This is a genomic window from Streptomyces sp. RPT161 (genome assembly GCF_027533845.1).
Classification (GTDB): domain Bacteria; phylum Actinomycetota; class Actinomycetes; order Streptomycetales; family Streptomycetaceae; genus Streptantibioticus_A; species Streptantibioticus_A silvisoli_A.
On sequence record NZ_JAPZVN010000012.1, the window covers coordinates 1 to 25,216 of the forward strand.

Sequence of the window (25,216 nt, forward strand, 5' to 3'; positions counted from 1 at the left end):
GTCTCCGGCCGAAGCCGTGAGCGCGCTGTCATGCCTAGCCGGTCAACTCAGAAGCGGCGGCAGGGGGGGTGGGCGCGCCCGGCGGAACTCCGACCGGCTGAAGCCGCTGAGGCGATGAATCTGCGGGAACTGCTCAACATCCCTGTGGTACGGGCCAAGACAGGGCTTCGTCAAAGTTCTACCTTGCCCTTTGTGTCCGCAGGTCGCTATCGCGACACCTCGCTCGTGCTGTTCAGCCCCGGGGTGTCCAATCGTTCGAGAGGAGCCCAAGGACGGCTTCGTCTGCGTATGTGCCGTACACCCATGCGGAGCGCCGCAGTGTTCCCTCCCGCGTGAACCCGACCCTGGTTGCCGCCGCGAGCATAGGGCTGTTGTCCGTGAGGGTCTCGATCTGCAGCCGCTGTAGTCCGCGTACGGCGAATCCGTACTCGCACAGTGTGTGCAGGACATCCACGCTGAGCCCGCGGCCGCGGAATGTGGGGCGCAGGGCGATGCCGATGTGAGCCGTCCGGTTGTGCGTGTCGATGCCCCAGAGGAGGGCCTCGCCGGCCAGCTCATGCGACTCCAGCTCGACGACGGAGAAGCACGCTGCCTCGTCCGATGGCTCGGTCACGGCGAAGGGCGAGTGGCCCAAACCTGGTGAGATGGGTCGCCACGGGCGAGAGTCGGCGCGTGACCGTGTGGGCACATCGTCGTACAGCTCGGAGTGGAGAACTGGGACGTCGCTCTCGTGCCGGGCACGCAGCCCGATCTTTTCGCCACGTATCACAGGGCATTCCTATACGAGTGGCCCCAGCCGATCAACCAAGCTTCCCCGCCTGATCCACAGGTGGCAGTCAGGAGAGCCCGAGGAGTGCGAACGGTCGCCGGGGGTCGCGAGCGTTGCGGCGGAGGCCAGCAGCGATGTTGGTGACGCCGGCGAGCTTCAGGACGCCGATGGCCAAGTTTCGCCAGGTGGCCATGGCGCGTGGTGCGTTGCCGCTTCGCAGCTGGGAGGCGTCCTCGGCGAAGGTTGTGTCGCGGACGTGGTGCGGGGCTTCGATCTTCCAGTGGTCGCGGATGCGCTTCGAGCTGGGCGGACGTGGTTTCCTCGGCGGTCAGGCTGGTGACGGCGTAGACGGTCTTGACGGTGGTCCTGCTGGTTTTGCGGTCGGTGCGGCGTCGCTTGATCTGGATCGCCTGGCGGGCTCCGGGGAAGAGCAAGTTCTTGACGGTGGCGGCCTTAATGCTGCGGATTTCAGCGCGTCCGATGCCCCGGGTGCGGCACTGGAGCGGGATGTCCCTCCAGGGCATGGACTTGAGCTGCTTGCGCAGGTTCTTCTGGTTACCCTTAACGATCACGATGCAGTGGGCTTGGCGCCGCAGGAGATACTCGGCGTGCTCGCGCTGGGTGCGCAGTGCGTCGCTGGTGACGACTGCTCCGGTCAGTTCAGCGATGCTGTCCAGCAGCGGCTGGAAGCAGGTGATTTCGTTGGTCTTCTCGCCAACGTCCAGCTGGGCCAGGACCAGGCCGGAGGTGTGCTCGACCGCGGCGAGCAAGTGAATCTTTCGGCCCTGTGCCTTGCCTGCGCCGCGCAGGCTCTTGCCGTCGACCGCCAGGCCGCGCGGTGCGGCGGTGTCGGCTGGGCGGCGGTCCGCCAGCCAACGGCCGACAGCCCGGTCCAACGCGTCGCCGTCGATGCGGGCCAGCAGCCGACGGACTGTCGACTCTGTGGGCAGGCACCTGCCTGGAAGGACAGGATCGCAACGTGTGCCGAGCTGTTCCAGCAGGTGGGGCGGTACACCGGAGATCCACTCTCCGACCGCCAGGAGTGATGTTGCCCCGGACAGCACGGCGCACGCGGTCAGTGCCAGTACGACGGTCAGAGCGTGCCGCACTCCGCGGCGATCACGCGGATCGGGCACCTGGGTCAACCGCTCCAACAGGCTCGGGACCTCGTCAGGAGCGACGTCGGGTTGCGCGCGCGGTTGGTCAAAGGCAGGCGGTATCGGGGATGATGCGTCGGCAGGCACGGTCTTCCAGTCGGATCATGGGGCGTCGAGAACTCCATGATCTTGGAAACCCGTGCCTGTTGCGTCCCGGGCCAGTCGAGCAGGCAGATCGTCCCGAACCGGACGCCTCCCGACTATGCCGATGCCCTGCGGGCCAAGAGGCCCGCATCCGTCGGTGATGTCGCCTCCGCGTGTGGCCTGGCGCGAACGTATGCGGCGACGATCGGTGAGGCCGACGGTAAAGGCACCGCTTCTCAAGCCGGATACAGCGGCCGTAGTTCTCGCAACCGCAAGGAATCGGCTACGACTTGGTGACGCGGAAGCGCAACGCGACTTCGGGCTTGCCGCCGCAGTAGGGAAAGCCGGACGTCGCCCCTCGGCTTGCCCGCGGGAAATCCAGCGCTACGGGACGACCTTGGCAGCGTGTGGTGTGTAAAGCGGTAATCCCTGATCTGGCCAGTCAGGGGACAACCGATATAGCGCTCCACCGTAGGGCAGGGCGGGAAGAAGGATGTTGTGCGATCCCGGCCCTGCTCCGGAGGATTTCGCCCCTGCTGCGCTGCCGCAGGGAAAGCTGGGGCGAAGTCCGGTGCAGGGCCGGGAACGACGACCGTCGACCGGTCAGCCGACGCCGCTGTCTGCGCTAGCGGGGCTTCTTGAAGCCCAGGGTCGTGGCGTCCTTCTGCGTGTAGATGGTTCCATCCGTGTCCTTGGTGAAGTGGCCGACCTTGGCGACGGTGGGAGGCGTGTAGCGCGCGGGCAACTGCTTGTTCCTGGTCATGGCCTTCTCCCTTGTGTCTCGGTTGAACCTGGAATGACGTCAAATCATGTAACCGCCCTCGAACCAGAGGTGTCCACTTGGGCATTACAACTTCCGCCATCCTGAGCTGACTTCACTGCCACGTGCGTGGATCGGCTATGCGCACGCGCCGACCGCTTCACGTGGCTGTCGAGCATGGCTGGAGAAGGTCCAAGCCAGGTCCCACGAGGCGCATGGTGCACTGCGAACGCTGTCCGCAACAACCAGGAGCCTCGTGCGTCACTCCGCCCTCTCAATTGCTACTTCACCTGGCGGGGGAGGGGTGGAGGAGATTCGGTGGCCGCCATGGAACTTGACTTATTGTATGTATGCCGTGATTCGCGGACTCGGTCTGATCGGTTATCGGAACGGATCCTTTTGCTCTTTTGTCGTCACGGTAATTGGCGCGATGTCAACTTCGGCCAGTTGCCAGACCTTCCCCCGGTGGGGCACGGTTTTGCGGCGGCGCGGGACAGTGCGGGACCCGCCCCTTGCCCGCGTGCGGCGTGGGTGTCGCCCCCTACGGTCCGGCGCTGACAGGGCAGCCGTATGGCCGAGTGGGATCGGTGGCCGGGCGGGTGGACGCGATGCCGACGGGCGGATGTCGCCATTGATACCGGGTGGGTGAGGCATGTGCAATCGCTGAACGACAACCTTGTGGTCTTCCCGGACTCCCCAGGCGGCGTTTGGGCTCACCGTCAGGTCGATGCGGAGGCACCGCAGATGGTGCCCCATGCTTCCGGGCGGCCGTGGCTGGTCGGTTCGTGGGCACCGGAGGATCTGGTGGTGGCCGACGCGGGCCCGGTGCGGGTGGCCGTGTACGGTCCGGAATCGATCACGCCGAATCGGCTCTCCGAGCTGGTCTCCCCGATGCGCGGCCTGCCGGACCTGGACCGGCTGGCCCGCCGGCTTCCCGGCAGTGCACATGTGATGGCGTCCGCCCATGGTCAGGTGCGGGTCCAGGGCACCGTCACCGGGACCCGCTGCGTGTTCACCGCCTGTCTGGGTGATGTTCCGGTCGCCAGTGACCGAGCCGACGTGCTGGCCGGGATGGTCGGCGCGGAGCCGGACGAGGACCTGCTCGCGGCGGGTGTGACGTACGGGATGCTCTTCACGCCACTGAGCGAGCGCAGTTGGTGGCGCGGCGTACGCCAAGTGGCCGCGGACTCCTGTCTGTTGCTCCCCGGCAACGGCCCCGCGCGCACGGCGCGTTGGTGGCATCCGCCGGAGCCGAACGTTCCGTTGGCGCGGGGAGCGGCCCGGGTGCGCGAGAGTCTGCGGGAGGCCGTGGCCCTGCGACAACCCCGCCGGGGCAGGCTGTCGGCGGACCTGTCGGGCGGCATGGATTCCACCTCGCTGTGCTTCCTCGCGGCTGAGCACCGCCCCGACCTGCTGACCTTTCGTTGGATCGGCGGCAGTGCGATCAACGACGACCCGCTCTACGCCGCCCAGGCCGCGCGCTCGCTGGAGCACGCCGAGCACCTGACCATGCTGGAAACCGACGCTCCGCCGGTGTTCTCCCCGCCGTACTGGCTGCCGGACACGGAAGCCCCGCGGGCTGCCACCCGCGGGATGAACGCGATCCGCACGGGGATCCGACTGCTGGTCGAGAACGGCTCCACCCGACACCTGGCCGGGCACGGGGCCGATGAGCTGTTCACCGGCAGCGCCGCCTACCTGCACACGCTCTTTCGCCGCCGACCGGTGACCGCCCTGCGGCAGCTGCGCGCCCATCGGGCGCTGAGCCGCGGGCCGTTGGCGTCCAGCCTGGCCGGTCTGCTGCGGGGAGAAGACCTCGGCGCGTGGTGGCGGCGGTGCGCCGACGACCTCCGCCGCCCCACGCCGCTACGCCCGGCTCCTGCGCTCGGCTGGGGAGAGCGGCTCCCGGCGACGCCGTGGGCCACCGGGGACGCAGTGAGGACCACGCGGACGCTCTTCTACGACGTGGCGGATCAGGTCGCCCCGCTGGCACCGGACCGAGGGCAACACGAGGCCCTGACAGCCCTGCGTAGCGCAGGGCCTGTGCTCCGGCTGGTCTGCCGTGAGTACGCGGCCGAGGGGCTGCGCTTGGAACTGCCCTACCTGGATGACCGGGTGGTCGAGGCTGTGCTGTCCATCCGTCCCCATGAGCGCTACACCCCCTGGCAGTACAAGCCGGTGCTGGCCGCGGCGATGCGCGGCCTCGTGCCCGACGTGATCCTGGACCGCACCACCAAGGGTGACTGTGAGGAATCCGTCGACCGAGCGTTGCAGCAGCATGTTCCCGACCTGCTGGAACTGTTCGCGGACTCGCTCCTGGCGCGCCGCGGCCTTATCGACGTGGCCGGTATGCGCACCACCTTGCTCACACCGCCCCGGACCGGAGACGTCTGGTCCGCCCAACTGGAGGCGACGCTCGGCGCCGAACTGTGGCTGCGGGAGATCGCGGTCCGCCCCACGGCGGCACTCGCCGGCTCCACACGCGGCGGCGCCCGCCACCTCCACCGAGTGACCGAACCCGAGGAGACGCCGTGACCAGTCCCCCCTGCGCGCTGCCGCCCCGTATCCGCCTGCCCCTGCACCGGCGTGTGCTGCCGCTGACCGCCGTGTCCATCGCCTGGCCCCTGGCCAAACTGCCCCCCAAGTACCTGCGCGTCACACTCGAAACGCTGCGCGTCGGCGCACGTCCGGGCACCGCCGCACAGGCGTCGGCGGCCCGCACCGCGGTCGTCGCGGTCAGCCTGCACTGCGCCGTCCACAACTGCCTGCAGCGGTCGATCGCGGCGGCCGTGCTGTGCCGCTTCAAGGGAGTGTGGCCCACCTGGCAGGCCGGCGTGCGCACCACGCCCTTCGCCGCCCACGCCTGGATCGAAGCCGACGGCCAGATGATCGACGAACCGTACCCCGACGGCTACTACCGGCCGCTGCTCACCGTCGCCCCCAACGCGCCCAGGCGAGCGGCCCGTTGGCCGCTGCCGCGCCGAGACCGTGCTCGGAGGACCCCATGACGCTACGCCTGACCGCCCATACGGTCACCACCGAAACCGATGACGGCGCGGTGCTGTTGAGCCAGCGCACCGGAGACTACTGGCAGGTCAACCACACCGGCGCCTACGCGCTCCAGCGCCTGCTGGCCGGCCGCACCGTGGAACAAGTGGCCGAGGAGTTCGCGGCACGCTACGACATCGCACCGGCCCAGGCGCGCGAAGACCTCACCGCGCTGACCGACCAACTCCGGTCGTCCGGGCTGGTGGAGGCCGACTGACAACCGGCCCCGGCCTGCGGTGCCCTGCGCGGTGCCGGCCGTCCCGCCTCGAACTCGCTCGTCGTGACGGCCCGGGCGCCGGGCTGGAGAAGGAGCCGCGCACGCGATGCTTCGACACCTTTGGGCCCTGACCCAGGGGCAGCGGCGGCCCCTGGCCACCGCCCTCCTCCTCACCCTGGCCGCGGCAGCCGTGGGCGTCGCGCAGCCCCTGGCCGCCAAGGCAGTGGTCGACGCGCTCACCGCACACCGGCCGCTCCTCCTCCCTGTCACCGTCCTCGTCCTGCTGCTGCTGGCCCAGGCGCTGGTCGGCGCCTTCGCCGCCTTCCTGCTGGAGCGCACGGGTGAGCGGTTCGTCCTCGGCATGCGCACCAGGGTGTTCTCGCACCTGCTGCGGGTCCGGATGCATGCCTTCGACCGCTTGCGTGTGGGCGACCTCATGGCGCGCGCCTCGACGGACGTGGCCGTCCTGCGCGACGCGCTCACGCACCTCTCCGTCCAGCTCGCCACGAACCTGTGCGTCGCCCTCGGCAGCGTCGGCGCCATGTTCGTGATGGATCCCGTCCTGATGCTGCTCATCCTGTGCGTGATGCTGGTCGGCAGCCTTGTGATCAATGGGCTTTCGGCGAGGATCGGCCGCGCGTCCACGACGCTGCAGAACGCCGTCGGAGAGATCTCCGCCGGACTGGAACGTGCGCTGTCCGCCCTCCGCACCGTCCGCGCCAACCGCGCCGAACAGCGCGAGATCGACCGTCTCACCACCCTCGCCCACCGGGCCTACGACGCCGCGGTGCACAGCGCCCGGCTCACGGCGACGATCGCCCCCACGGCCCAGATGGCCATCAACGCCGCCTTCGTCCTGGTCCTGCTGATCGGCGCGGTCCGTGTGGACGAAGGGGCGCTCTCGCTCGGCGCCCTCGTGGCGATGCTGCTGTACGCCACCCAACTCGGCGGCCCCATCACCGAGTTGATGGAAGGGGTCGCCTCGGTGCACCGGGCGAAAGGCGCCACCGACCGCATCCAGGAGGTGTACGCGCTCCCCACCGAGGACAGCGGCAACGCGGCGACCAGCCGCGGCCCACTGTGGCGGCACCCACCCCAGCGCCCGACTTCGAGTGCGTCGCTGGAGATTCGCGATCTGCGATTCGGCTACAGTCCCGACGCTCCGGTGCTCCGGGGACTGTCGCTCTCCGTCCCGCACCACGCGCTCGTCGCCCTGGTCGGACCGTCCGGAGCCGGCAAGTCCACCACCTTCGCACTGATCAACCGGTTCTACGAGCCGTGGAGCGGCAGCATCCGCATCGACGGGCAGCCCGCCACGGATGTCGATCTCCAGGAGTGGCGCTCGCACATCGGCTGGGTCGAACAGGACTGCCCCCTCCTGCACGGCACCTTGCGGGACAACCTGTGCTACGCCGCTCCCGACGCCACCGACGACAGGCTGTGGCGGGCGCTCGACCTCGTCAATCTGACCCAGAAGATCCACCGGCTACCGGCAGGGCTGGACACCGACGTCGGCGAGCGCGGGGCGCGTCTGTCCAGTGGCGAACGCCAGAGAATCGCCATCGCCCGAGCGGTACTGGGCCGCCCCCGGCTGCTGTTGATGGACGAACCCACCGCGCACCTCGACCCTGCCAACGAGGCCGCGTTGACGGTCAACATGCACAACCTGCGGCAGGAGTGCGCCCTTCTCGTCATCGCCCACCGAATGTCCACCATCGAAGCTGCTGACACTGTCGTCATGCTCTCGAACGGCGCGGCTCAGGCCACAGGCACGTACGCCGAGCTCCTGCGCACCCACCGCGGATTCCAGCGGCTCGTCGATCGCTCTGCCGACGTCGACGGCTCATGTCGCCCTTGGCAGCCAGGCGTACGCTGAAGGGCTCGGCGAGTACGCGATCAGTCATCGGGCACGCCCGGCAAGGCGGTGCTGCCGTCGGTGCGGATGCCGTCCAGTCTCTGATCGGCGCCGGACGATCCTGTGGGCGACCAAGCCTCCTGTGCTGCCCCACTCCCGTGGTGTCCGGCAGGGAGCCGTCGTCGGAGGTGGCGACGTTGTCGTGGCGAGCGGGAACATCGTTCGGGTGCCGGGGGCGACGCGCGGCGGTCCCGGCGCCGAAACGGGCCTCAGAGCTTGGTCAGCTTGCCGTACGGACTCGCTATCCGTACCTGTGGTGAACCGAAGTCGACAAGTACCGCGACCTCGTCCTCGACACCGATCACCCGGCCGAGGCCGAACTGGTCGTGTGTGACCCGGTCTCCTACCGCGAAATGCTTGGGAGGCGACGTGACCGGGGGCTTGAAGGGGCTTGACGGCAGGTGGCGCCGGGCTACGGCTGGCTTTGTCATTGGTCTCAGTATGCGCCCGATGAGCGAGCTGCCGCTCCGCGCGGGCGAACGAAACCAAGTCGAGACCTCCTCCGGGCAACCACTGCTCGTCCGGTTTCGCCTTCCCGAGCCGGCGAAGCCGCGGACCCGCCCCCAGCTCGACGGGCTCGTACCGCTCGGCCCGCTGCCACCCCGGCATCGCCGCCTCCTGAGGGCGGCAGGCCGGGTACTGGTTCTCGCCGGGGTCCCTGCCTTCGACAGAATCGGGGTCATGACTGAGATCCTCACCCCCCGCCTGCTCCTTCGCCGCTGGCATGACGACGACATTGCCTTCATGGCGGAGATCAACGCGGACCCGCAGGTCATGCGCTGGATCGGCGACGGTTCGGTCCGTGATTTCGACAGCACTGCGGAGGCCGTCGAGCGGTGGGAGGAGGAGTGGGACGAGGAGGGCTTCGGCCTCTTCGCCGTCGAGCTACTGGCCTCAGGCGAGCTGGCCGGATTCGTGGGCCTGTCCGTACCGGAGTTCCTGCCGGAGGTACTGCCCGCCGTGGAGATCGGCTGGCGGTTGGGCCGCCAGTTCTGGGGTCAGGGGTACGCCTCCGAAGCCGCCTGCGCCGTGCTGGAGTTCGCGCTCCGAGACCGTGGCCTCGACCGTGTCATCAGCATCGCCCGCGTGGGCAACGACGCCTCCGAGAACGTGATGCGCAAGCTCGGCATGCTGCCGGAGCGTGAAACGACGCACCCGGTGTACGGCTTTCCGCTGCGCGTCCACGCCATCGACCTCACGGAGTTCTCGTAACCCGGCCAGACAACGGCAGCCATCGTCCCCTCATCTCGCGCCGACCCGCACACGGCTCCTGGGCCACCCGCGCTGGGCCCCCCGCGCGGCCCGTGCTCGCGGACGCGAATACCTATTGCCGAGGGTGCAGAAAACAGTGCGATGGCCGGTGAGGTTTTATGGCCCAGAGAGTGAGGCGTGGAAACCTGCCGTGCTCAGCGGCTCGCTCCGTGCTACTGTCGATCGCAGTTGCAGTTGTGGTTCCCAAAGTCTTCAAGTGCTCCTGTCGGCTCTCCATGCCGGTGGGTGCGCTTTTGTACCTCCGGTGTTCATTCCGGACGGGGCAATCATCGCGGCGACGCGGAGCTCGCAAGGTGCGGGCTCCGGGCACTGCCCCCGAAGGAGATTCAATATGGCATCTGGCACCGTGAAGTGGTTCAACGCGGAAAAGGGCTTCGGCTTTATCGAGCAGGACGGCGGCGGCGCTGACGTCTTCGCCCACTACTCGAACATCGCCACCCAGGGCTTCCGTGAGCTTCAGGAAGGCCAGAAGGTGACCTTCGACGTCACCCAGGGCCAGAAGGGCCCGCAGGCGGAGAACATCGTTCCCGCCTGACGCTGACGCGTACAACGTGGCTGGGGCCCGCACCTTTGGGTGCGGGCCCCAGCCACGTTGCTTTTGTTGACGTCGAAGTCCCAGAAGGAAGTTCTTGAAGCCGCCGGTGCTGATCAGCAGTTCGTAGCCGGACTCGCTGTCCGCCCGTTCTCCGCCAGCAGGTTGACTGGTCGTCAGTTCGCCGCGCCGTGCCTCGCGCAGACCTTCAAGGTCGACGACCGTCGCGCGGGTGATCCCGGCGTCGGTGAAGTCGGCTGTCGGCCTTCGCCGACGTGCACGCGGCACTTCTGAACTGCTTTCGGGGCCGAGGGCGGTGAGACACGCCACCCGCCAACTCCCGGTCACATCACGGGAACTGGAGAAGCTTTACCGGTCACCGCCTTGACTGGTCCAGACCAGCGCGAGTTGAGTGGTGCGCGCTTGTCGAGCCAGCATCCCCCCACGCCGCAAAGGAGTGATCACGTGCTGAAACGGCGCGTCACAGGTTTACTCGCCGCCCTCGCCGTGGCCGCCACCATGGCAGTCGCCCTCCCCGCGTCCGCGACCACCGCTTCGGCGGCCCCGCGCCAGGCGCTGAGCTGCGGCAACTACCCCGACTGGGTCGCCGGCAGGCCATACGTCACCGGGGACATCGTCAGATACACCAATGGCCAGTACTACCGGGCCAGCCACGACAACCCGGGCTACGACCCCACGATCAGCACCTGGTACTGGGACCCCTACAGTTGCGATTCCGGGCCAGGTTCTTCGGGATTCGTGGTGAGCGAGGCCCAGTTCAACCAGATGTTCCCCAACCGGAACCCCTTCTATACCTACAGTGGACTGACCGCCGCCCTCAGCGCGTACCCCGGCTTCGCCACCACTGGCGGCGACACCGTCCGGAAGCAGGAGGCGGCGGCCTTCCTCGCCAACGTCGCCCACGAGACCGGTGGTCTGCAGTACGTGGTGGAGCAGAACACATCGAACTACTCCCACTACTGCGACTACAGTCAGCCCTACGGCTGTCCGGCCGGGCAGTCCGCCTACTACGGTCGCGGTCCGCTCCAACTGAGCTGGAACTTCAACTACAAGGCGGCCGGGGACGCCCTCGGCATCGACCTGCTCGACAACCCGTACCTGGTACAGAACGACTCCGCGGTGGCGTGGAAGACCGCCCTGTGGTTCTGGGACACCCAGAACGGCGCGGGCAGCATGACCGCCCACAACGCCATGGTCAACGGTGCCGGCTTCGGGGAGACCATCCGTAGCATCAACGGCAGCGTGGAGTGCAACGGCGGCAACCCCGCCGAGGTCCAGGACCGCATCAACTACTACCAGAGCTTCACCCAGATCCTCGGCACCCCCACCGGCGGCAACCTGGGTTGCTGACCTGGTCTCAGGCGCCCCAAGCCGAGCGTGGCCGCTGCCGCACCCCGGGTGCGGCAGCGGCCATGCCCGCACCAAAGGCCGACGGACAGAGGCAAGACCCAGCGCCGGTTCCGGTGATCAACCACGAAGGCCGGAAGGGATCCCGGACGTCGTGTCCGCGTGGCGCGAGGCGGGGCTGGTTCCAGTGCGCCGTCTCGCGCGACTGCCCGTCAGAGCCTGCGGCCGAAGAGGTCGAGCAGCGCCGTCCAATGGCGTTCGGCGGCATCAGGGTTGTAGGCGGCGGTGTCGGCTTGTGTGAAGCCGTGCTGGGCGCCGGTGTAAACCTCGCAAACGTGGCGCACGCCCGCCTCGGTGAGCGCCTTCTCGAAACGGTCGATCTGCTCGGGCGGCAACGCGTGGTCCTGGTCGGCATGGCCGAAGTACAACTCGGCTTTGACGCGGTCGGCGAGAAGATGCGGGCTGTCAGGTCCGGTGGTGGCCAGATTCCCGCCATGGAAACCAGCTGCCGCGGCGACCTGGTCCGGGTAGCTGGCGGCGGTGCGCAGGGCCAGGGCCGCGCCCATGCAGTAGCCGGTGATGCCGACCGGCCCACTCGTGGTCGTGGGGGAGTCGGCCAGCCAGCGCAAGTAGGCCTGGGCATCGCGCATCGCCAGTTCCGGAGTCAGCGACTGCACGACCGGCATGATCTGTTGGAAGATCTCCGGGCGCTGGGTCACGTCGATGAAATCGGGCAGGTCGAACAGTGGAGCCCGCCCGTGGCGGTAGAAGACATTGGGAACCAGGACGGTGTAGCCGGCGGCGGCAAGTCGGTCGGCCATCTGCTTGAGGTTCGGGCGCAGCCCGAAGGCGTCCATGTAGAGCAGGACTGCGGGGTGCGGGCCGGTGCCGTCGGGATGTGCCAGGTAGGCGTCGGCAGTGCCGTCCGGGGTGGGAACGTCCACGGATGTTCCACGCACAGCGGTCATCTGTGAAATCCTCTGCTTTCTTCGGAGTGAGTTGGCCGAGATGTCAGAGAAAAGGCTTGGCGATTGTTGTCAGGGCCGAGTTGTGTCCGGTGGTCGATATTAGCGCACCACGTAAGCCGGGTGGTGCGGGGTGAGTGGTAACTCTTCGCCCTGGAAACGGTATTGACGAAACATTGGGGATCTGATCAGCGCGATGGCCGCCTTGACGAACGGAAAGGAATCTGCTCCGCGCGGTAATTGTGGTCACCGGCGGTTGGCGGCGGTATGGCCACGGCCTCCGGCGAACGAGTTGCCCAGTGGGTTTCGGCCGCGCGCCGACGGGCGTAGTAGCGGGCCGTTCGTATGCTGTCCGGCCGCAGCGGTAGCCGCGTCACCGGCCTCTGGTATGGCCGCGAAGCGGTGGTCGGACGCAAGTCCATCAACCTGGGGCAGCTTGGAGCGCAATTCCGCGGGTGTGTGCTGAAACGCCGTCGGCTATCCGTTGTGGCACAAGGTGGCGCTGTTCAGGGCTCCGGATCCTCCCGGGCAATTCACCGAGGGGTGCTGACGCGGGCGAGGAGGATGGCGATGTCGTCCTGCGCGGGGCTTGGGGCGAGGCGGTCGATGAGGGTGTCGGCGAGTTGGTCGAGGGACGGATGGGTACCGCTGAGGAGGTCGAGGAGCTCCTCCAGGCGCTCGTCGAGGTCGTATCCGCGGGCTTCGATGAGCCCGTCGGTGTACAGGACGAGCACGCTCCCGGGAGTGAGGGGGACCTCGGTGGTCGTGTAGGAGATGCCGCCGATGCCGAGCGGTGCGCCAGGTGGCAGGTCGATGAGGCGGGCGGTGCCGTCGGGGGTGATCAGGGCAGGCGGGGGATGTCCGGCCCGCGCGAGCCAGCAGCGGTTGGCCACGGCGTCACATACGCCGTACAGGCATGTGGCCAGAATGGGGCTGTCGAGGTCCTGCATGGTCTCATCGAGGTGCTGCAGGAGCTGGTCGGGCGGCAGGTCCAGGCGGACGAGGGCACGCAGGGTGGTGCGCATCCGCCCCATGACGGCGGCGGCCGGGATGCCGTGCCCCATGACGTCACCGATGGCGAGCGCGGCCTTGCCGGGGGTCATGGCGGCCACGTCGTACCAGTCGCCGCCGACCTCGGCGGCCTCGGAAGCGGGCGTGTAGCGGTGGGCGATCTCGATGCCGCTTGGCGGCTTGAAGCTGCGGGGCAGCATGCTTCGCTGCAGGGTCAGGGCGATGTCGTGTTCGCGGGCGTAGCGCAGGGCGTTGTCGATCGCGATGGCGGCCTTGGCCGCGATCTCCTCGGCATCGGACAGCTCGTCCTCCTCGAACGGGCTGGGGTTCTCCGATCGCCAGAAGCCGACCGCACCCACAAGCGTGCGCCGTGAGTACAGCGGGGCGGTGATCTGCGAGTGCATGCCGTAGTCCAGCAGCGTGCGGGCCTGGTGGCCGTGACGGACCTGCCACGCGGAGGCGGTACGAAGGTCCGGCACGAAGGTGGCGCTCGCGCCGGCTATGTCACGGATTTGCGGCGTGAAGGAGGCGAGAGCGATCTGTGAGCCCACGGGGTCGAGCGGGGGGTCGTCGTGGACCCCGCCCAGGGCGACGCGGCGAGCATAGGCGCCGTGGTCCTCCGGCGGTTCGTCGGCGAGCAGGACGGGCAAGGTCAGGTCGACGGTGACGAAGTCGGCGAAGCGGGGGACCGCCACCCGCACGATTTCCTGTGCGGTCTGCTCGGCATCGAGTGTCGTGCCGATGGCGATGCTGGCTTCGTACAGCAGTCTGAGGCGCTCGTGAGCGTGGCGTGCCTGCTCACGGCTCTCCTCAAGTGAGCTGGCCATGGTGTTGAACGCCGTCCCGAGCTGCTCGATCTCGCCCCTGCCGGTTTCACGCATTCGTACGGCCAGGTCGCCGCCGGCGAGCCGGGACGCCGCGTCGGCTGCCTTGCGGACCGGCCAGACAACGGCCCGGATCACGTACCCGGCGAACGCCGCGATGAGGAGTATTGAGCCGGTGAAGCCGATCGACGCCGCGACGACCGCGCCCCGGGCGTCATCGTTGGCCGCGCGTTCACGCGCCGCGATCAGCGCTTCCTGCACCGAGTCGTACTGGCCGAACTGCTTCCTGAGCGCGTCGACGCGCCGCTTCCCTTCCAGCGTCGCCGCCACGCCGCGCGCACGGGGATCTCCCCGGCGTGCCGCCGCGACCAGCGGAATCGAGTAGTCACGGATCAGGGACTGGCCAGCCTGGCTGATCTGCTGGGCCAGTCTCTTCTGGCCGGGGGTGGTGCTGAGGCGTACGAGTTGCTGTGCCTGGTCGGTGAACGTCGTCCGGGCGGTCTGCCACGGCTCAAGAAACTGGTTCTGCCCGGTGATGACGAAGCCGCGCTGGCCTGTCTCCAGGTCGACGATGAGCCCCTCGACCGTCCTCGCCTGAGTGAGTGCGGTATGGGTATGGCGTTCGCTGGCCGTCGACTCGCCGAGGTCGATGATCGACAACAGGAGCAGCATGAAGGCAAGCCCGATCAGCGCGGCGAGCAACCCACCAGAGACGGCGGTGAGGGGCACCAGCCCCACACGTGCGCGCCTTTTTGGTGGACCTGCCATGTGTGTCCCCTACCGCGCACCAACCGGCGGTCGCGTCATCAGCAGGGCGGTCCCTCGGTGAGGTCCGTCTCCTTGAGTCTATGGTGGGTTCGCCGTACCTGCCTGGGAACGCGGCCCCACTGTCGCCGCCAGCCGCGAGCGTCCCTGATCAGGTAGGACGTCGCCGCCCGGGGTGCGGTGGGCCAGCGGCGGCAGGTGTCGTCCGGGCTCGGGCACGTCCCGGCCGCGCCTGCTCGGTCCAAGTGGTCCTGCCACCGGTCACGGCCGCCAACGGCCCGGCGGATCACACCGCCTCTCGCTGCGGCCCGGAGCTGGCCGCCCTGCTCGTCGTAGCGCTGCGCAGCGTGCATCGGCCCTGGTGACGGAGATCTGGAACCCGGTGATCGGGTCCTGACTGGGACCCCTTACGCGGATCCAACCTACGTTGCCGTAACCTACGGCGCCGTAAGTACTGCTGTCGCCCGTCTGGAGCCGTTGTGACCACTGCCGCCGCCCGTCCTCGTACTTCGCAGAGGTGGAGTGACGTCCAACTGCTGCACGCCCTGGAGGAAGTGGTGGAGACAGAACTCAACCGCCATCTCAGGGTCGCCAAGGAGTGGATGCCCCACGAGTACGTGCCCTGGAGTGACGGCCGGAACTTCGACGGTGTCTTCGGCGGCGAGGCATGGTCCCCCGAGCAGTCCAGGGTCTCCGACATCAGCCGCATCTCTCTGGTGGTCAATCTACTGACCGAGGACAACCTCCCCAGTTACCACCACGAGATCGCCACCCTCTTCGGTCGGGACGGCGCCTGGGGGACGTGGGTGCACCGGTGGACCGCCGAGGAGGGGCGGCACGCCATCGTGATGCGCGACTACCTGCTCACTTCGCGGGCTGTCGACCCTGTCGAGCTTGAACGTCTGCGCATGAAGCACATGTCGGCGGGCTTCGAGTCGGACAACAGCCACAGCGTGCTTCACTCGGTGACGTACGTGGCCTTCCAGGAGTTGGCCACCCGCATCTCGCACCGCAACACCGGGCTCCACGCCGGTGACCCGGCGTGCGACAGGATGCTCGCCCGGATCGCCGCCGACGAGAACCTGCACATGGTCTTCTATCGCAATCTGCTGGCGGCGGCCCTGCTGCTCGCTCCCGACCAGGCGATGCGGGCCATCGCGGACGTGGTCACCGGTTTCAGGATGCCTGGTCACGGGATGCCGGGCTTCGAGCGGGCAGCGGCCCGGATCGCCATCGGCGGGATATACAACCTGCGCATCCACCACGACGACGTACTGCTGCCGGTGCTGCGCCATCTGAAGGTGCTGGAGGTCTCCGGGCTCGGCGCGGAGGGATTGCAGGCACAGGACGAGATCGGTCGGTTCATGGGCGGCCTCGATGACCAGGCCAAGCGGTTCGACGAGCGGCGGGCCGCTCTGCTGGCCCGCCGCCGTAACGCCTGAGCCGCTCGACGGGTGCGGGAGCACCACGGGTTCCCACGGCCTTGAGGCCGTGGGAGCTTGAGAACGCGTGATCGGACCACGCGGCCGGGTTTCCGCCCGCCACCACCGGGCGCAGGTCCGCAATGCCCGTACTACGCTTCGCCCGCGACAACAGTCGCTGGAGGCACCGACGAACCCGGGCCGCACCGGCGCGACTTGGGCACCCGATCGCCGCCTCCACCGTCTGGGAGATTCCGCACGCGGGTGGATCCGAACCTGCCCCTCGGCAGTTCGGCCCGACTTGGCGCGAGTTCGTGCCCGCGCACGCCATCGGCACGTTCGCCTGCGGCTTGCCGGACATCGACACCATCGGCCTGCAACGCCTGTGCGCCCTGGCCCTCCTCGAACACGGCATCCGCCGCCCGCACCCAGTCGGCAGTACGGGTGCGCCCAACCCGCGATCTGCTCCGACTCCGTTCGCCGCCGACGAGGTGGACGTGGCGCGCTGCGGCGGTCGTGATGCGGGCGGTGGCTCGGCGTCGGCTTGGCCTGATCGGGCGTTCGGCGATCGCGTTCGTCCGAGGAACGCCTTGGGTGTCCCCGCTGGGCTGTCAGGCTCGGGCGGCACCGTCCGCCTGGGGCGCCGGGGTTGCGAGGGCGGTCGGGGCGGCCTTGGTCGCCGGGCGGCTGGTGGCCAGGAGGAGCACTGTGACGGTCGCCTGGATTCCGATGATCATGGCTTGTGTCACAGGGGCGTTGACACCCAGCAGGACCATCGTCGTGTTGACCGCGAAGTGCACCGCCATCGACGCGACGACTCCCGCGTTCGTAGGCGTAGGCGGTCAGCATGGCCATCGGGACGGTGCCGACGGCAAAGAGCACGCCGCTCGGGTTAGGCGGTGTCCCACTGGAGACGCCAAGCAGCTCGGCGATCGAGGCGATCGAGCGAGCGGCACGGCGGCCTCGGCGCCGTTCCGCGAGCACGGCATGATCGGCGGACCCGATCCGACGGCTTCCGGCGGCCTCGGGAGCGGGAGTGTCAGACCCTGGCTCTACCGTTCCTTCATGACTCCTGAGATGCGGGACAGGCTAAGTCCCTTCCGTGCCAAGGCGATTGCACAGGGCATCCCCGCAGACGACGTGGAGCGGTGGTTGGACACCGCTCGCCCCTGCGCGACACTGGCGCAGGAAGGGGACGGACCGGTCGTCGGCCGGTTCGGCGGCCCCCTGATGCTTCCCGCCGACACCCCCGCTCCCTTCTACCCCTTCGTCGCCTCCATCGATCTCGCGGCCCTGCCCGACGACGCGACGGACCTCCCCCTGCCTCCGGACGGCCACCTGCTGCTGTTCGCCTTTCCCCAGGACGACGGCGACTTCGCCACCATGGGCGAAGCGGTGTACGTCCCTGCCGGTGTTGCCGTGGAGGAGCGGGACAAGGATTCCTGGGCCTGGTTCGAGATCGAGGAGTACCGGGAGATAGTCGAGGCGTTTCCGCGGGGGCAACTGCGGGCGACGCCCAACGTCTCCCTGCCCTACCACTACGCCGTCGAGATCCCCGAGCACCCCTACAGCGAGCCGCTCCCCGGGCACCCCCGCTCCGAGGAACTGGCCCAGGTGTGGGAGGACACACGGGATGACATCGCCACCTGGGGGCCTCTCCAGATCGGCGGATACGCTTCGGAAGAGGCCGTCCATCTTGACCCGGTCGAAGGCGTCGTGTGGTGCGCGGTGAAGGCGGCGGAGGCAGGCCATTGGGGTGGGGGCGCAGTGGTGTCAGGTGCCGTCGAGGACTGGGTGCTGCTCGCCGACTGGGACCCCTGCATCGAGGGCAGGGAGGGCGCCACCGTCCACTGGGTGATCCAACGCGAGGACCTGGCCGCGCGACGCTTCGACCGTACGTTCGCCACCGTCTTCTGGAACCCCTGACAGCGGCTCCGCCTGAGCCCGAACACAACGGTTCTCGGCTTGTGGCGGCCCGTGGTAGGCGGTGGTCATCGGCCTCACCCCAATGGCCCTGCCGGTGCGCGGCTTGCACACACGGTCGCGTAAGCCCGTTGGCCTGCGTTTCCGTCCGTTTCGTCAGGAATCCGTTGAGGTGACTGGTCGGGATGGCGCCCCGCTTGTCCTGTAGCCGGATGGCTGCGGTGCGTGTAGCGTCGAGGTCAGTAGTCGTGGTTCCGAAGTCCCGTTCGCCCGTGACACGCTCGCGGGCGTTCTTGCTGTTCAGCGCATCTCCGGGCCAAGGCGATCACCTCCGGAACCCGCACAGTGCGGGTTCCGATACGAGTCCCTTGAGGAGACAAGCATGGCCAGCGGCACCGTGAAGTGGTTCAACGCGGAAAAGGGCTTCGGTTTCATCGAGCAGGACGGTGGCGGCGCCGACGTGTTCGCGCACTACTCGAACATCGACGCTCAAGGATTCCGTTCGCTTGAGGAGGGCCAGAAGGTGACGTTCGACGTCGCCCAGGGCCAGAAGGGCCCCCAGGCGGAGCGCATCCGCCTGGCGTAACAACGCGAATGGCCCCGGTCGGACGGTCTCCGGCCGGGGCCTCGCACTGTCTGGTGCCCTGCTCCGCAGCGCCTGGACGGTACTGGCCCAGTAGGCGCGGCAACGCAGGGGTGCTGGTTGCCGCGAGACAGGCCCGGGGCAGCGGCGTGACCGCTCACCATGCCGCTTCACCGCCGCCCGGTTCGTCGCCCTGCCATGAGGTGGAATTTCCGTGTCGGGCGGTCGGGTGAGGCGAACACCGTGGTGGGCTGGGGCGGTGCGCCGTCACGGTAACGCGTGACAGGAGTCGGAACAGCCTCGGTGTGACGGGTCACCCGGGTGCGGCGCAAGTCGGCTGGGGCAGGCGAGCGGCTACAGCTGAGGACGGCGATGAGTGGGAAGGAGGCGCGCACGGTGGATGACACGTCGCGGCTCGCGCCGGGTGCCGACCGGTCCAAGCGGGGCTGGTGGTACGAGTTGCTGGGCTGCGCTGGCCACGGGCACGAATTGGTGGCCAGGGACGCCTCTCGGATCCGGCCGCAGGACGCCTGGCTGGTCCGCGAGCACCAAGGTCTGCGCTGGCACCGCTGCCTGCGCTGTGACGCCTGGCTGGCCCTGCCTCCCCCCAGCACGCCAGGCCGGGAGTACGCCCCGGGGCGTGAGGAGATCCAACTCCCCTTGCGGGGCCGGGCACTTCGCGATCGGTACGTGCTGCGCCTGATCGCGCTCGACCGTCTGCTGCACTTCCTGGTCCTGGCCGTGCTGGCTGCGGCAGTGCTGGGTTTCGCCGGTGAGCGCAGTCGTCTGCGTGCTCCGTTCTACCGCGTCGTAGATGCCTTGCAGAACGGTGTCGGCGGCGTGGGGGGCCGCTCGGCGCATGGACTGCTGGGCGAGTTGGACCGGGCTTTCGGGGCGCGCTCGGCGACCTTGTGGGCCATCGGCGCGGTCCTGGCGGCTTACGCCGTGCTGGAGGGCGTCGAGGCGGTCGGATTGTGGACAGGGCGGCGGTGGGCCGAGTACCTGACGTTCGTGGCGACTTCCGTGCTGCTTGTTCCCGAGGTCTACGAGCTGACGGGAACGGTGACCGCAGGCAAGGTCATCACGCTTGTCATCAACTGCGCCGTGGTGGCCTATCTGCTGTTCGCCAAGCGGCTGTTCGGCGTGCGGGGCGGGGGGCGAGCGCAGCGGGCCGAGGTGGCACGGGACAGCGGCTGGGCGGCGGTCGACCGGGTGTACCCGGGCGCCGGGCTTTCCGGCGAGTCGGGCTGATGGCCGTGCGGTCGGCCGGCGCAGGCGCGTTGACGGCAGGTGACTTCGGGGCACGTCCGTAGCCCGGTGGGGGAGAGGTCCTGCCGCTGTCGACGGCGACGCCCATCATGGTTGCGGCGACGGTGCCGTGGGAGGTGATGACGCCCTGGAAGCCGGGCTGGCTTCATGGGCGACCTGTTGACGGTCCGGGCTTGGCTGGCGCTGTCACCTGTGGCGCGGCGTTGCCGGGGCTGTCACGCCTCCCACCAGGACGTCGTGCACCGTGAACCGCTCGAGTTCGGTTGCGACAGCGTCGGCGACCGCACGATCGAGAGCGGTCAGCGACTTCTGGACGCCGCGCCCGATGGCACACGCCGGATCGGGGCCGTGTAGGCCGAGTACCGGGTCGTCGCCTTGGAGGAGCCGCCAGATCCGGGCGAGCGTGACGTCCCGGGCGTCGGTCGCAAGCTCCCAGCCACCATGCACGCCCGGACGTGACCGCACCAAGCCGCCGTCACGCAGTGGGCCGAGCACCCGGCGCACGTAGACGGGGTTGACGTTGGTGCTCTCGGACAGTTCCTCCGAGCTCGCGGGGCGGCCTTCGGTCACGCCGGCGAGGTAGGTCAACACGTGCACGGCGACCGCGAACTGGGTGTTGGTCGACCGGGCCATGCGCCCATCTTGCCATATCGCAACCGTTGTGGCTACGGTTAGTAAATCCGCAATCATGATGACTACGAATTGGGGAGAGATGACGATCGCCATCACCGGGGCTTCCGGTCCTCTGGGGCGCGCCAGCACCGGCTTTCTGCTGCAGGCCGTCGACCCGCGAGAGGTCGTGCTCACCACTCGGCATCCGGACTCACTGGCCGAACTCGCCGCGCGCGGTGCCGACGTGCGACGGGCCGACTTCGCCGATCCGCGCACGCTTGCCACCGCGTTCAAGGGCGTTGACCGGCTGCTGCTCATCTCCACCGACGCGATCGGTTCGCGTCTCGACCAGCAGCGCGCAGCCATCTCTGCCGCTGCCGACGCGGGTGTCCGGCACGTCGTGTACACCTCCGTTCCCGAACCGGTACCGGCCAACCCGGCACTGGTGGTCGCCGACCACGCGGGCACCGAGCAGGCGCTGCGCGACAGCGGTCTGCGGTGGACGGTCCTGCGCAACAACCTGTATGCGCACATGCAGGTGCCGGTCATCGAGCAGGCTGTCGCCTCGGGCCGGCTCGTGACCAACGGCGGCACCGGCGCCACCGCCTACGTGACCCGCGAAGACTGCGCGGCGGCGGCCGCCGCGGTCCTGACCCAGGAAGGGCACGAGGGCCAGGCGTACGACATCACCGGCCCAGAGGCGTTGAGCGCCGTCGACCTCGTGGCCCTCGCACGCGAGATCGGCGGTCGCGACGTCGAACTCGTAAGCGTCGACGACGCCGCGTCCACAGCCGGCCTGCGGGCGGCCGGGCTTCCGGACGAGACCGCGGAGCTGGTGACGTCGTTCGGCGCGGCGACTCGCGGCGGCTTCCTCGCGAACGTCAGCTCAGCGGTCGCCGACCTGACCGGCCACACGCCCAAGGCGCTGGCGGATGTCGTCCGGGAAGCGCTGAAGTCCTGACCGCGCAGCGCCGGGCGACGGCTCGGCGAAGCGGTCACCCGGGAGCGCGCCGAGCCGTCGTGCGCAGCGCGCGAACCGAATCGCCGCCCCCTCTGGAACTCGACATCCCTCCACACAGCGACTCCCCTGCAATGCCCACGGACGGTTTCCGGCCAGTCCGATCCGTCGGTGACGTCTTCGTCATCGGAGATGCCGCCTGACGCTCTTCCAGCCCGAATGCCGGATGCCCGGCTGTCACTCGCATTTCGCCCGCGGTGCCGGAGCATTCACCCTCACGGCAACGCGAATCATCGTCCGACCAGCGGCGACCGGCCGCACCAGGAGGTTCAACGTGACCGGCGAAGACCAAACCGACACTCTCCACCTGCGTCGCCTGGCGTGGGCGGGCGTCGAGGTCCGCCTCGGCGACACCCGTCTGCTGATCGACCCCCTTGAGCACGCCGAGCCGCTCGCCCCCGCCCTCGGGGCGCCGCGGCGGCCCCTGCCACCCGTCGACACGGCGCCTGGGACACACGCCTTGATCACGCATCTGCACCCGGACCACTACGACCATGAACTGCTCGCGCGGCTCACGGTCTCCGGAACCGTCGGCTGCCACGCGCCCATCGCACCAACGCTGACGGAAGCCGGCATCGACGCGATCCCGCAGGAACTTGAACAGCCGCGCGCCATCGGCCCGTTGACCGTAACGCCTGTCACCGCGCTGGACTGGCGAGGCGGCGACGCCGACCAGGTCGCCTGGGTCGTGGCCGGCGCCGGACGGCGGATCATCCACTGCGGCGACACCATGTGGCACGGCAACTGGTGGCAGATCGCCCGCGACCACGGCCCGTTCGACGTCGCCTTCCTGCCGGTCAACGGCGTCATAGCCCGCTTCGAAGGCTACGAGGCCAACGTGCCCGTCACCATGACACCCGAGCAGGCGATAGAGGCCGCCGCCGTACTCGGTGCCACTTCCGCCTGCGCGATCCACTACGGGCTCTTCCACAACCCGCCTACCTACGTCGAACAACCGGACATCGAGCAGCGCTTCCGTCAAGCCGCCGAGGCACGCGGCATCACGGCAGTACTCGTGGACGACGGGGAAGTCGTTCCCGTTCCGTCCACCCGCGCATGACCGCTGTGCGGCACTGCGCTTGCCCGAGACCCCATCCGCGCCTCCTGTGAGGACTACCGCGCCGCGGCGAGCACTGATCTGGTCCACGACGACGAGACGCCCTCGCAGGCCGCCTTGCCCTCGCGGGCCTTCCCGGGGTCGGGCGACGCCGGAAGGCCGTCCGAGGCCGTGACTCCGTATCACCTGTACAACACAGGAGCGAAAGTGTGATTGTTGTGTAATCGTCTGCGGCTAAAGTGTGGGCTGCTCAAACATTCGGGCGCTAGGCGCCAGTCGTGAGAGGAAGGCCCGCCCTGCCTACGGTCTCCCGGGCGCCCCGTCGGCACCGTACGCGCCGCCGCGCCGACATGCCGCTGCTCGGCGGAGTCCGCCCACCCATCGCCTCGTTCATCGTGCTGCTGCTGGTGGTCGCCGCCCTCACCGTCGCCGGTCTCGGCAGCGTCCACGGCGAGCAGGTGCCGCAAGCCGTGCTGGGCGGCGAGCAGCAGACCGCCGCCGACATCGCCGTCTCCGTGCGGACGGCGATCGACGCCGAGGCGACCACCGTACGCCGCACCGGGGACTCGTACACGGTGACGGGCAGGACCACTCCGGCGCAGGTGCTCAAGTCACTGGCCGCCGCGCGGAAAGCGGTGCTCGGCGGCGCGCTGCTGGACACGCAGTCCGGCCGCGTACTGGCGACCGGCGGCGAGCGGGTGCCGCTGACCGGGGTGGACGCCAAGGCGCTGACCGGCGACCACGGCACGGCCCCGCCGCGGCTGGTGACCGCGGGTACCGGGCAGCGGATGCTGTACTTCGCCAACGTCACCCTGCCCGCGCAGAGCGTGGACGCTAACCAGGACCAGAACCCGGACGCCGCCCTGCCCCAGCGCAAGCAGTGGCTGCTGGTGGTCTCCGAGGCGCTGCCCGCGCTCACCTCGTACGGCGACGGGCGCACCGCCCAAGTGCTGGACGCCAAGGGGAACATGCTCGCCACCGCCGCCAGCGGTATGGCGCAGCCGCTGGACGCGGCCGACCTCGGGATCCCCTCGGCGGCGGTCGACGCGGCGGTGTCAGCCCACGGCGCCGGAGCCTCTGGAAGCCTGCTGGGAGCCACTTCGGGTGGCCGGCAGACGGTGGCCGGATGGGCGTCGGTCGCCTCGTCGTCCGGCACCGGCGACGCCGACCGTCTCGGGCTGGTCGTGCTGACCTTCCGCCCGGTTCCCGTCATGGGGCCCTCGGTCGACTATTCGCGGTTCGCGCTGGTCGCCGCCGGGGTGCTGGCAGGGATCGCGCTGCTGGTCGGCCTGCTCCTCCAACTCACCGTGCAGCGGCCCCTGCTGCGGCTGTACCTGTCGGCCGACCGGCTGGCCAGAGGTGCGGGGGAGAGCGGTCCGCGGACCGCCGAGGATCTGGCCCGGCCGGTTCCGGTGCACGGGCTCGGCGAACCGGCCCGGATCGGACGGGCGTTGGAGTCGCTGCGCCGCCAACTGCTGGGCGAGAGCGGTCCGGAGGAGATACCGGTACGGCGCGGCCCGGGCTGCAGGGCGCTCGCCGTCATCGCGATGCTGCTGGTGGCCGCTTGGGCGGCGCCGCTCATCTTCCTGCTGAACCGGGCGGATACCGCGACCGCGGTGCCGGCGCCCGTCGTCGCCGACCAGCAGGCGCGCACCGAGATCGCGGCGAACCGGATCAGGCAGTCCCTCGGCGAGTCGTACACCGACCTGTCGGACGTGGCGAAAAGCCTGTCCGGCACGACGAAGGCCGCCCAGACCACGGTCCTGGGACGCACCCTCGCCGACCACCACCACTTCCGCTCGCTGTACCTGATCGGCCGCACCGGCGCCATCGTGCTACGGGTCGGCAAGACGCCGCTGCGCACCATCGTCCACGTGCCCGGCGGCAGCGGGATCACCACCGTGAACACCTCGGGCCGGATCCCGGCGATCGCGGCCTACGCCCAGATACCGGTCGGCAAGGGCGGGGCCCTCGCGGGTGGTGGGGTGGTGCTCTTCGGTGAGATAGATGTGAACGCGCTCAACTCCGAGCTGCCCAGACCGAAGCTGGGCGGTGTCTGGGTGACCGACGCGAACTACAAGGTGCTGGCGGCGAGCATCGGCTACCGGGCCTTCGAGGCGCTGCCCGGCTCGGGCCTGACCCGGCTCGCCACCTCGACCCAGAGCGCCCCGGGTACCGCGGGCACCGCCACCTCGGCGGTCCTCCACTCCTCCTCCGGCCCGTCCGTCGCCGCCGCCGCGCCGCTCGCCCAGAGCGGCCCCACCGTCGGGCTCGGCTGGCGGGTGGTGACCGCCGAACCGGCGGCGGCGCTCCAACTACCCGCGTTCCAGGCCGAGCAGCGCACCATGCTCGCCGGCGTGCTCGGCCTCACGGTCGGCGTGGCCTGCCTGGGCTGGCTGCACATCGTGGTGATCCGGCCGCTGCGCACCATGGCCGTGCTCGCCGAGCGGCTCGCCGGTGGAGACCGGCGCACTGTGCTGTACCCGGTCAACCACGACGAGGCGGGCTCGGTCACCCGCAGCCTGGAGCTGATCCGGCAGGCGCTGGCGGAACGGGGCCGGGGGAGCAGATCCGGTCACGCCTCCGCCGCCCAACCCGGCCCACCCGCCCAGTCCCGGCACACGAGCGCACCCCAGCGGTAGAAGG

Annotated in this window: 23 protein-coding genes; 15 read left to right on the top strand and 8 right to left on the bottom strand. The window is 69.2% G+C overall.

Annotated features, from left to right (window positions below; translation table 11 throughout):
* Positions 1-232: 232 nt before the first annotated feature.
* The 3 genes from O5O46_RS22545 to O5O46_RS22555 all read right to left on the bottom strand — a co-directional run bounded on the left by O5O46_RS22545 (position 233) and on the right by O5O46_RS22555 (position 2,773).
* Positions 233-769 carry a GNAT family N-acetyltransferase gene (locus O5O46_RS22545; protein ID WP_269857356.1) on the bottom strand — a complete coding sequence of 179 codons (537 nt, stop codon included), beginning with the start codon at positions 767-769 and terminating at the stop codon, positions 233-235.
* Positions 766-2,013 carry an ISAs1 family transposase gene (locus O5O46_RS22550; RefSeq protein WP_333482419.1) on the bottom strand — a complete coding sequence of 416 codons (1,248 nt, stop codon included), beginning with the start codon at positions 2,011-2,013 and terminating at the stop codon, positions 766-768. The genes O5O46_RS22545 and O5O46_RS22550 overlap by 4 nt, the downstream gene beginning before the upstream one ends.
* A gap of 622 nt (positions 2,014-2,635) precedes the next feature.
* On the bottom strand, positions 2,636-2,773 hold the full coding sequence (locus O5O46_RS22555; protein WP_269857357.1) for a lasso RiPP family leader peptide-containing protein: 138 nt from the start codon (positions 2,771-2,773) through the stop codon (positions 2,636-2,638).
* A gap of 741 nt (positions 2,774-3,514) precedes the next feature.
* On the opposite strand from O5O46_RS22555, the gene O5O46_RS22560 reads away from it, so the two are divergent.
* From O5O46_RS22560 to O5O46_RS22575, 4 genes are all read left to right on the top strand, one after another.
* On the top strand, positions 3,515-5,305 hold the full coding sequence (locus O5O46_RS22560) for an asparagine synthase-related protein (RefSeq protein ID WP_269857358.1): 1,791 nt from the start codon (positions 3,515-3,517) through the stop codon (positions 5,303-5,305).
* Positions 5,302-5,778 (top strand): lasso peptide biosynthesis B2 protein, encoded by a 477-nt coding sequence (locus O5O46_RS22565; RefSeq protein WP_269857359.1) that lies wholly within the window; start codon positions 5,302-5,304, stop codon positions 5,776-5,778. Before O5O46_RS22560 ends, O5O46_RS22565 begins: the two co-directional genes overlap by 4 nt.
* Positions 5,775-6,035, top strand: a complete 261-nt coding sequence (locus O5O46_RS22570) for a lasso peptide biosynthesis PqqD family chaperone (protein ID WP_269857360.1) — start codon at positions 5,775-5,777, stop codon at positions 6,033-6,035. Before O5O46_RS22565 ends, O5O46_RS22570 begins: the two co-directional genes overlap by 4 nt.
* 106 nt (positions 6,036-6,141) lie before the next feature.
* The gene (locus tag O5O46_RS22575; protein ID WP_269857361.1) at positions 6,142-7,911 is read left to right on the top strand and encodes an ABC transporter ATP-binding protein; all 1,770 of its coding nucleotides are present in this window, start codon (positions 6,142-6,144) and stop codon (positions 7,909-7,911) included.
* A 248-nt stretch (positions 7,912-8,159) separates the two neighbouring features.
* Here O5O46_RS22575 and O5O46_RS22580 read toward each other — a convergent pair whose 3' ends face one another.
* Positions 8,160-8,381 (bottom strand): hypothetical protein, encoded by a 222-nt coding sequence (locus tag O5O46_RS22580; protein ID WP_269857362.1) that lies wholly within the window; start codon positions 8,379-8,381, stop codon positions 8,160-8,162.
* Between the two features lie 250 nt (positions 8,382-8,631).
* On the opposite strand from O5O46_RS22580, the gene O5O46_RS22585 reads away from it, so the two are divergent.
* The 4 genes from O5O46_RS22585 to O5O46_RS22600 all read left to right on the top strand — a co-directional run bounded on the left by O5O46_RS22585 (position 8,632) and on the right by O5O46_RS22600 (position 11,125).
* A complete protein-coding gene (locus O5O46_RS22585; RefSeq protein WP_269857363.1) occupies positions 8,632-9,162 on the top strand; it encodes a GNAT family N-acetyltransferase in 531 nt (176 codons plus the stop codon).
* Between the two features lie 391 nt (positions 9,163-9,553).
* On the top strand, positions 9,554-9,757 hold the full coding sequence (locus O5O46_RS22590) for a cold-shock protein (protein WP_069779708.1): 204 nt from the start codon (positions 9,554-9,556) through the stop codon (positions 9,755-9,757).
* A 66-nt stretch (positions 9,758-9,823) separates the two neighbouring features.
* Positions 9,824-10,048 (top strand): hypothetical protein, encoded by a 225-nt coding sequence (locus O5O46_RS22595; protein ID WP_269857364.1) that lies wholly within the window; start codon positions 9,824-9,826, stop codon positions 10,046-10,048.
* A gap of 225 nt (positions 10,049-10,273) precedes the next feature.
* Positions 10,274-11,125 (top strand): glycoside hydrolase family 19 protein, encoded by an 852-nt coding sequence (locus tag O5O46_RS22600; protein ID WP_443072603.1) that lies wholly within the window; start codon positions 10,274-10,276, stop codon positions 11,123-11,125.
* 209 nt (positions 11,126-11,334) lie between these two features.
* Here O5O46_RS22600 and O5O46_RS22605 read toward each other — a convergent pair whose 3' ends face one another.
* Both O5O46_RS22605 and O5O46_RS22610 read right to left on the bottom strand, forming a co-directional pair.
* Entirely contained in the window at positions 11,335-12,090 is a 756-nt protein-coding gene (locus O5O46_RS22605) for a dienelactone hydrolase family protein (RefSeq protein ID WP_269857366.1), read from the bottom strand.
* Between the two features lie 530 nt (positions 12,091-12,620).
* Positions 12,621-14,660: a SpoIIE family protein phosphatase gene (locus O5O46_RS22610; protein ID WP_269857367.1), complete on the bottom strand. Its 2,040-nt coding sequence runs from the start codon at positions 14,658-14,660 to the stop codon at positions 12,621-12,623.
* 506 nt (positions 14,661-15,166) lie between these two features.
* On the opposite strand from O5O46_RS22610, the gene O5O46_RS22615 reads away from it, so the two are divergent.
* On the top strand, positions 15,167-16,129 hold the full coding sequence (locus O5O46_RS22615) for an acyl-ACP desaturase (protein WP_269857368.1): 963 nt from the start codon (positions 15,167-15,169) through the stop codon (positions 16,127-16,129).
* A 590-nt stretch (positions 16,130-16,719) separates the two neighbouring features.
* On the opposite strand, the gene O5O46_RS22620 is transcribed toward O5O46_RS22615, so the two are convergent.
* Positions 16,720-16,914: a hypothetical protein gene (locus O5O46_RS22620; protein ID WP_269857369.1), complete on the bottom strand. Its 195-nt coding sequence runs from the start codon at positions 16,912-16,914 to the stop codon at positions 16,720-16,722.
* 259 nt (positions 16,915-17,173) lie between these two features.
* On the opposite strand from O5O46_RS22620, the gene O5O46_RS22625 reads away from it, so the two are divergent.
* The 3 genes from O5O46_RS22625 (at position 17,174) to O5O46_RS22635 (ending at position 19,865) form a co-directional block, all read left to right on the top strand.
* Positions 17,174-18,034 (top strand): DUF1963 domain-containing protein, encoded by an 861-nt coding sequence (locus O5O46_RS22625; protein ID WP_269857370.1) that lies wholly within the window; start codon positions 17,174-17,176, stop codon positions 18,032-18,034.
* Positions 18,035-18,413: 379 nt separating this feature from the next.
* Positions 18,414-18,617, top strand: a complete 204-nt coding sequence (locus O5O46_RS22630; RefSeq protein WP_269857371.1) for a cold-shock protein — start codon at positions 18,414-18,416, stop codon at positions 18,615-18,617.
* A gap of 393 nt (positions 18,618-19,010) precedes the next feature.
* On the top strand, positions 19,011-19,865 hold the full coding sequence (locus O5O46_RS22635) for a DUF2127 domain-containing protein (RefSeq protein WP_269857372.1): 855 nt from the start codon (positions 19,011-19,013) through the stop codon (positions 19,863-19,865).
* Positions 19,866-20,069: 204 nt separating this feature from the next.
* Here the strand turns inward: O5O46_RS22635 and O5O46_RS22640 are convergent, their stop codons facing one another.
* Complete coding sequence (locus O5O46_RS22640; protein ID WP_269857373.1) at positions 20,070-20,609, bottom strand: Rrf2 family transcriptional regulator; 540 nt, start codon at positions 20,607-20,609, stop codon at positions 20,070-20,072.
* Here O5O46_RS22640 and O5O46_RS22645 point away from each other — a divergent pair.
* From O5O46_RS22645 to O5O46_RS22655, 3 genes are all read left to right on the top strand, one after another.
* Positions 20,596-21,456 (top strand): NAD(P)H-binding protein, encoded by an 861-nt coding sequence (locus tag O5O46_RS22645; protein ID WP_269857374.1) that lies wholly within the window; start codon positions 20,596-20,598, stop codon positions 21,454-21,456. The two genes, O5O46_RS22640 and O5O46_RS22645, sit on opposite strands and share 14 nt — an antisense overlap.
* A gap of 331 nt (positions 21,457-21,787) precedes the next feature.
* Positions 21,788-22,573, top strand: coding sequence for an MBL fold metallo-hydrolase (locus O5O46_RS22650; protein ID WP_269857375.1), 786 nt, complete (start codon positions 21,788-21,790; stop codon positions 22,571-22,573).
* A gap of 275 nt (positions 22,574-22,848) precedes the next feature.
* Positions 22,849-25,212 carry a HAMP domain-containing protein gene (locus tag O5O46_RS22655; protein WP_269857376.1) on the top strand — a complete coding sequence of 788 codons (2,364 nt, stop codon included), beginning with the start codon at positions 22,849-22,851 and terminating at the stop codon, positions 25,210-25,212.
* Positions 25,213-25,216 lie beyond the last annotated feature (4 nt).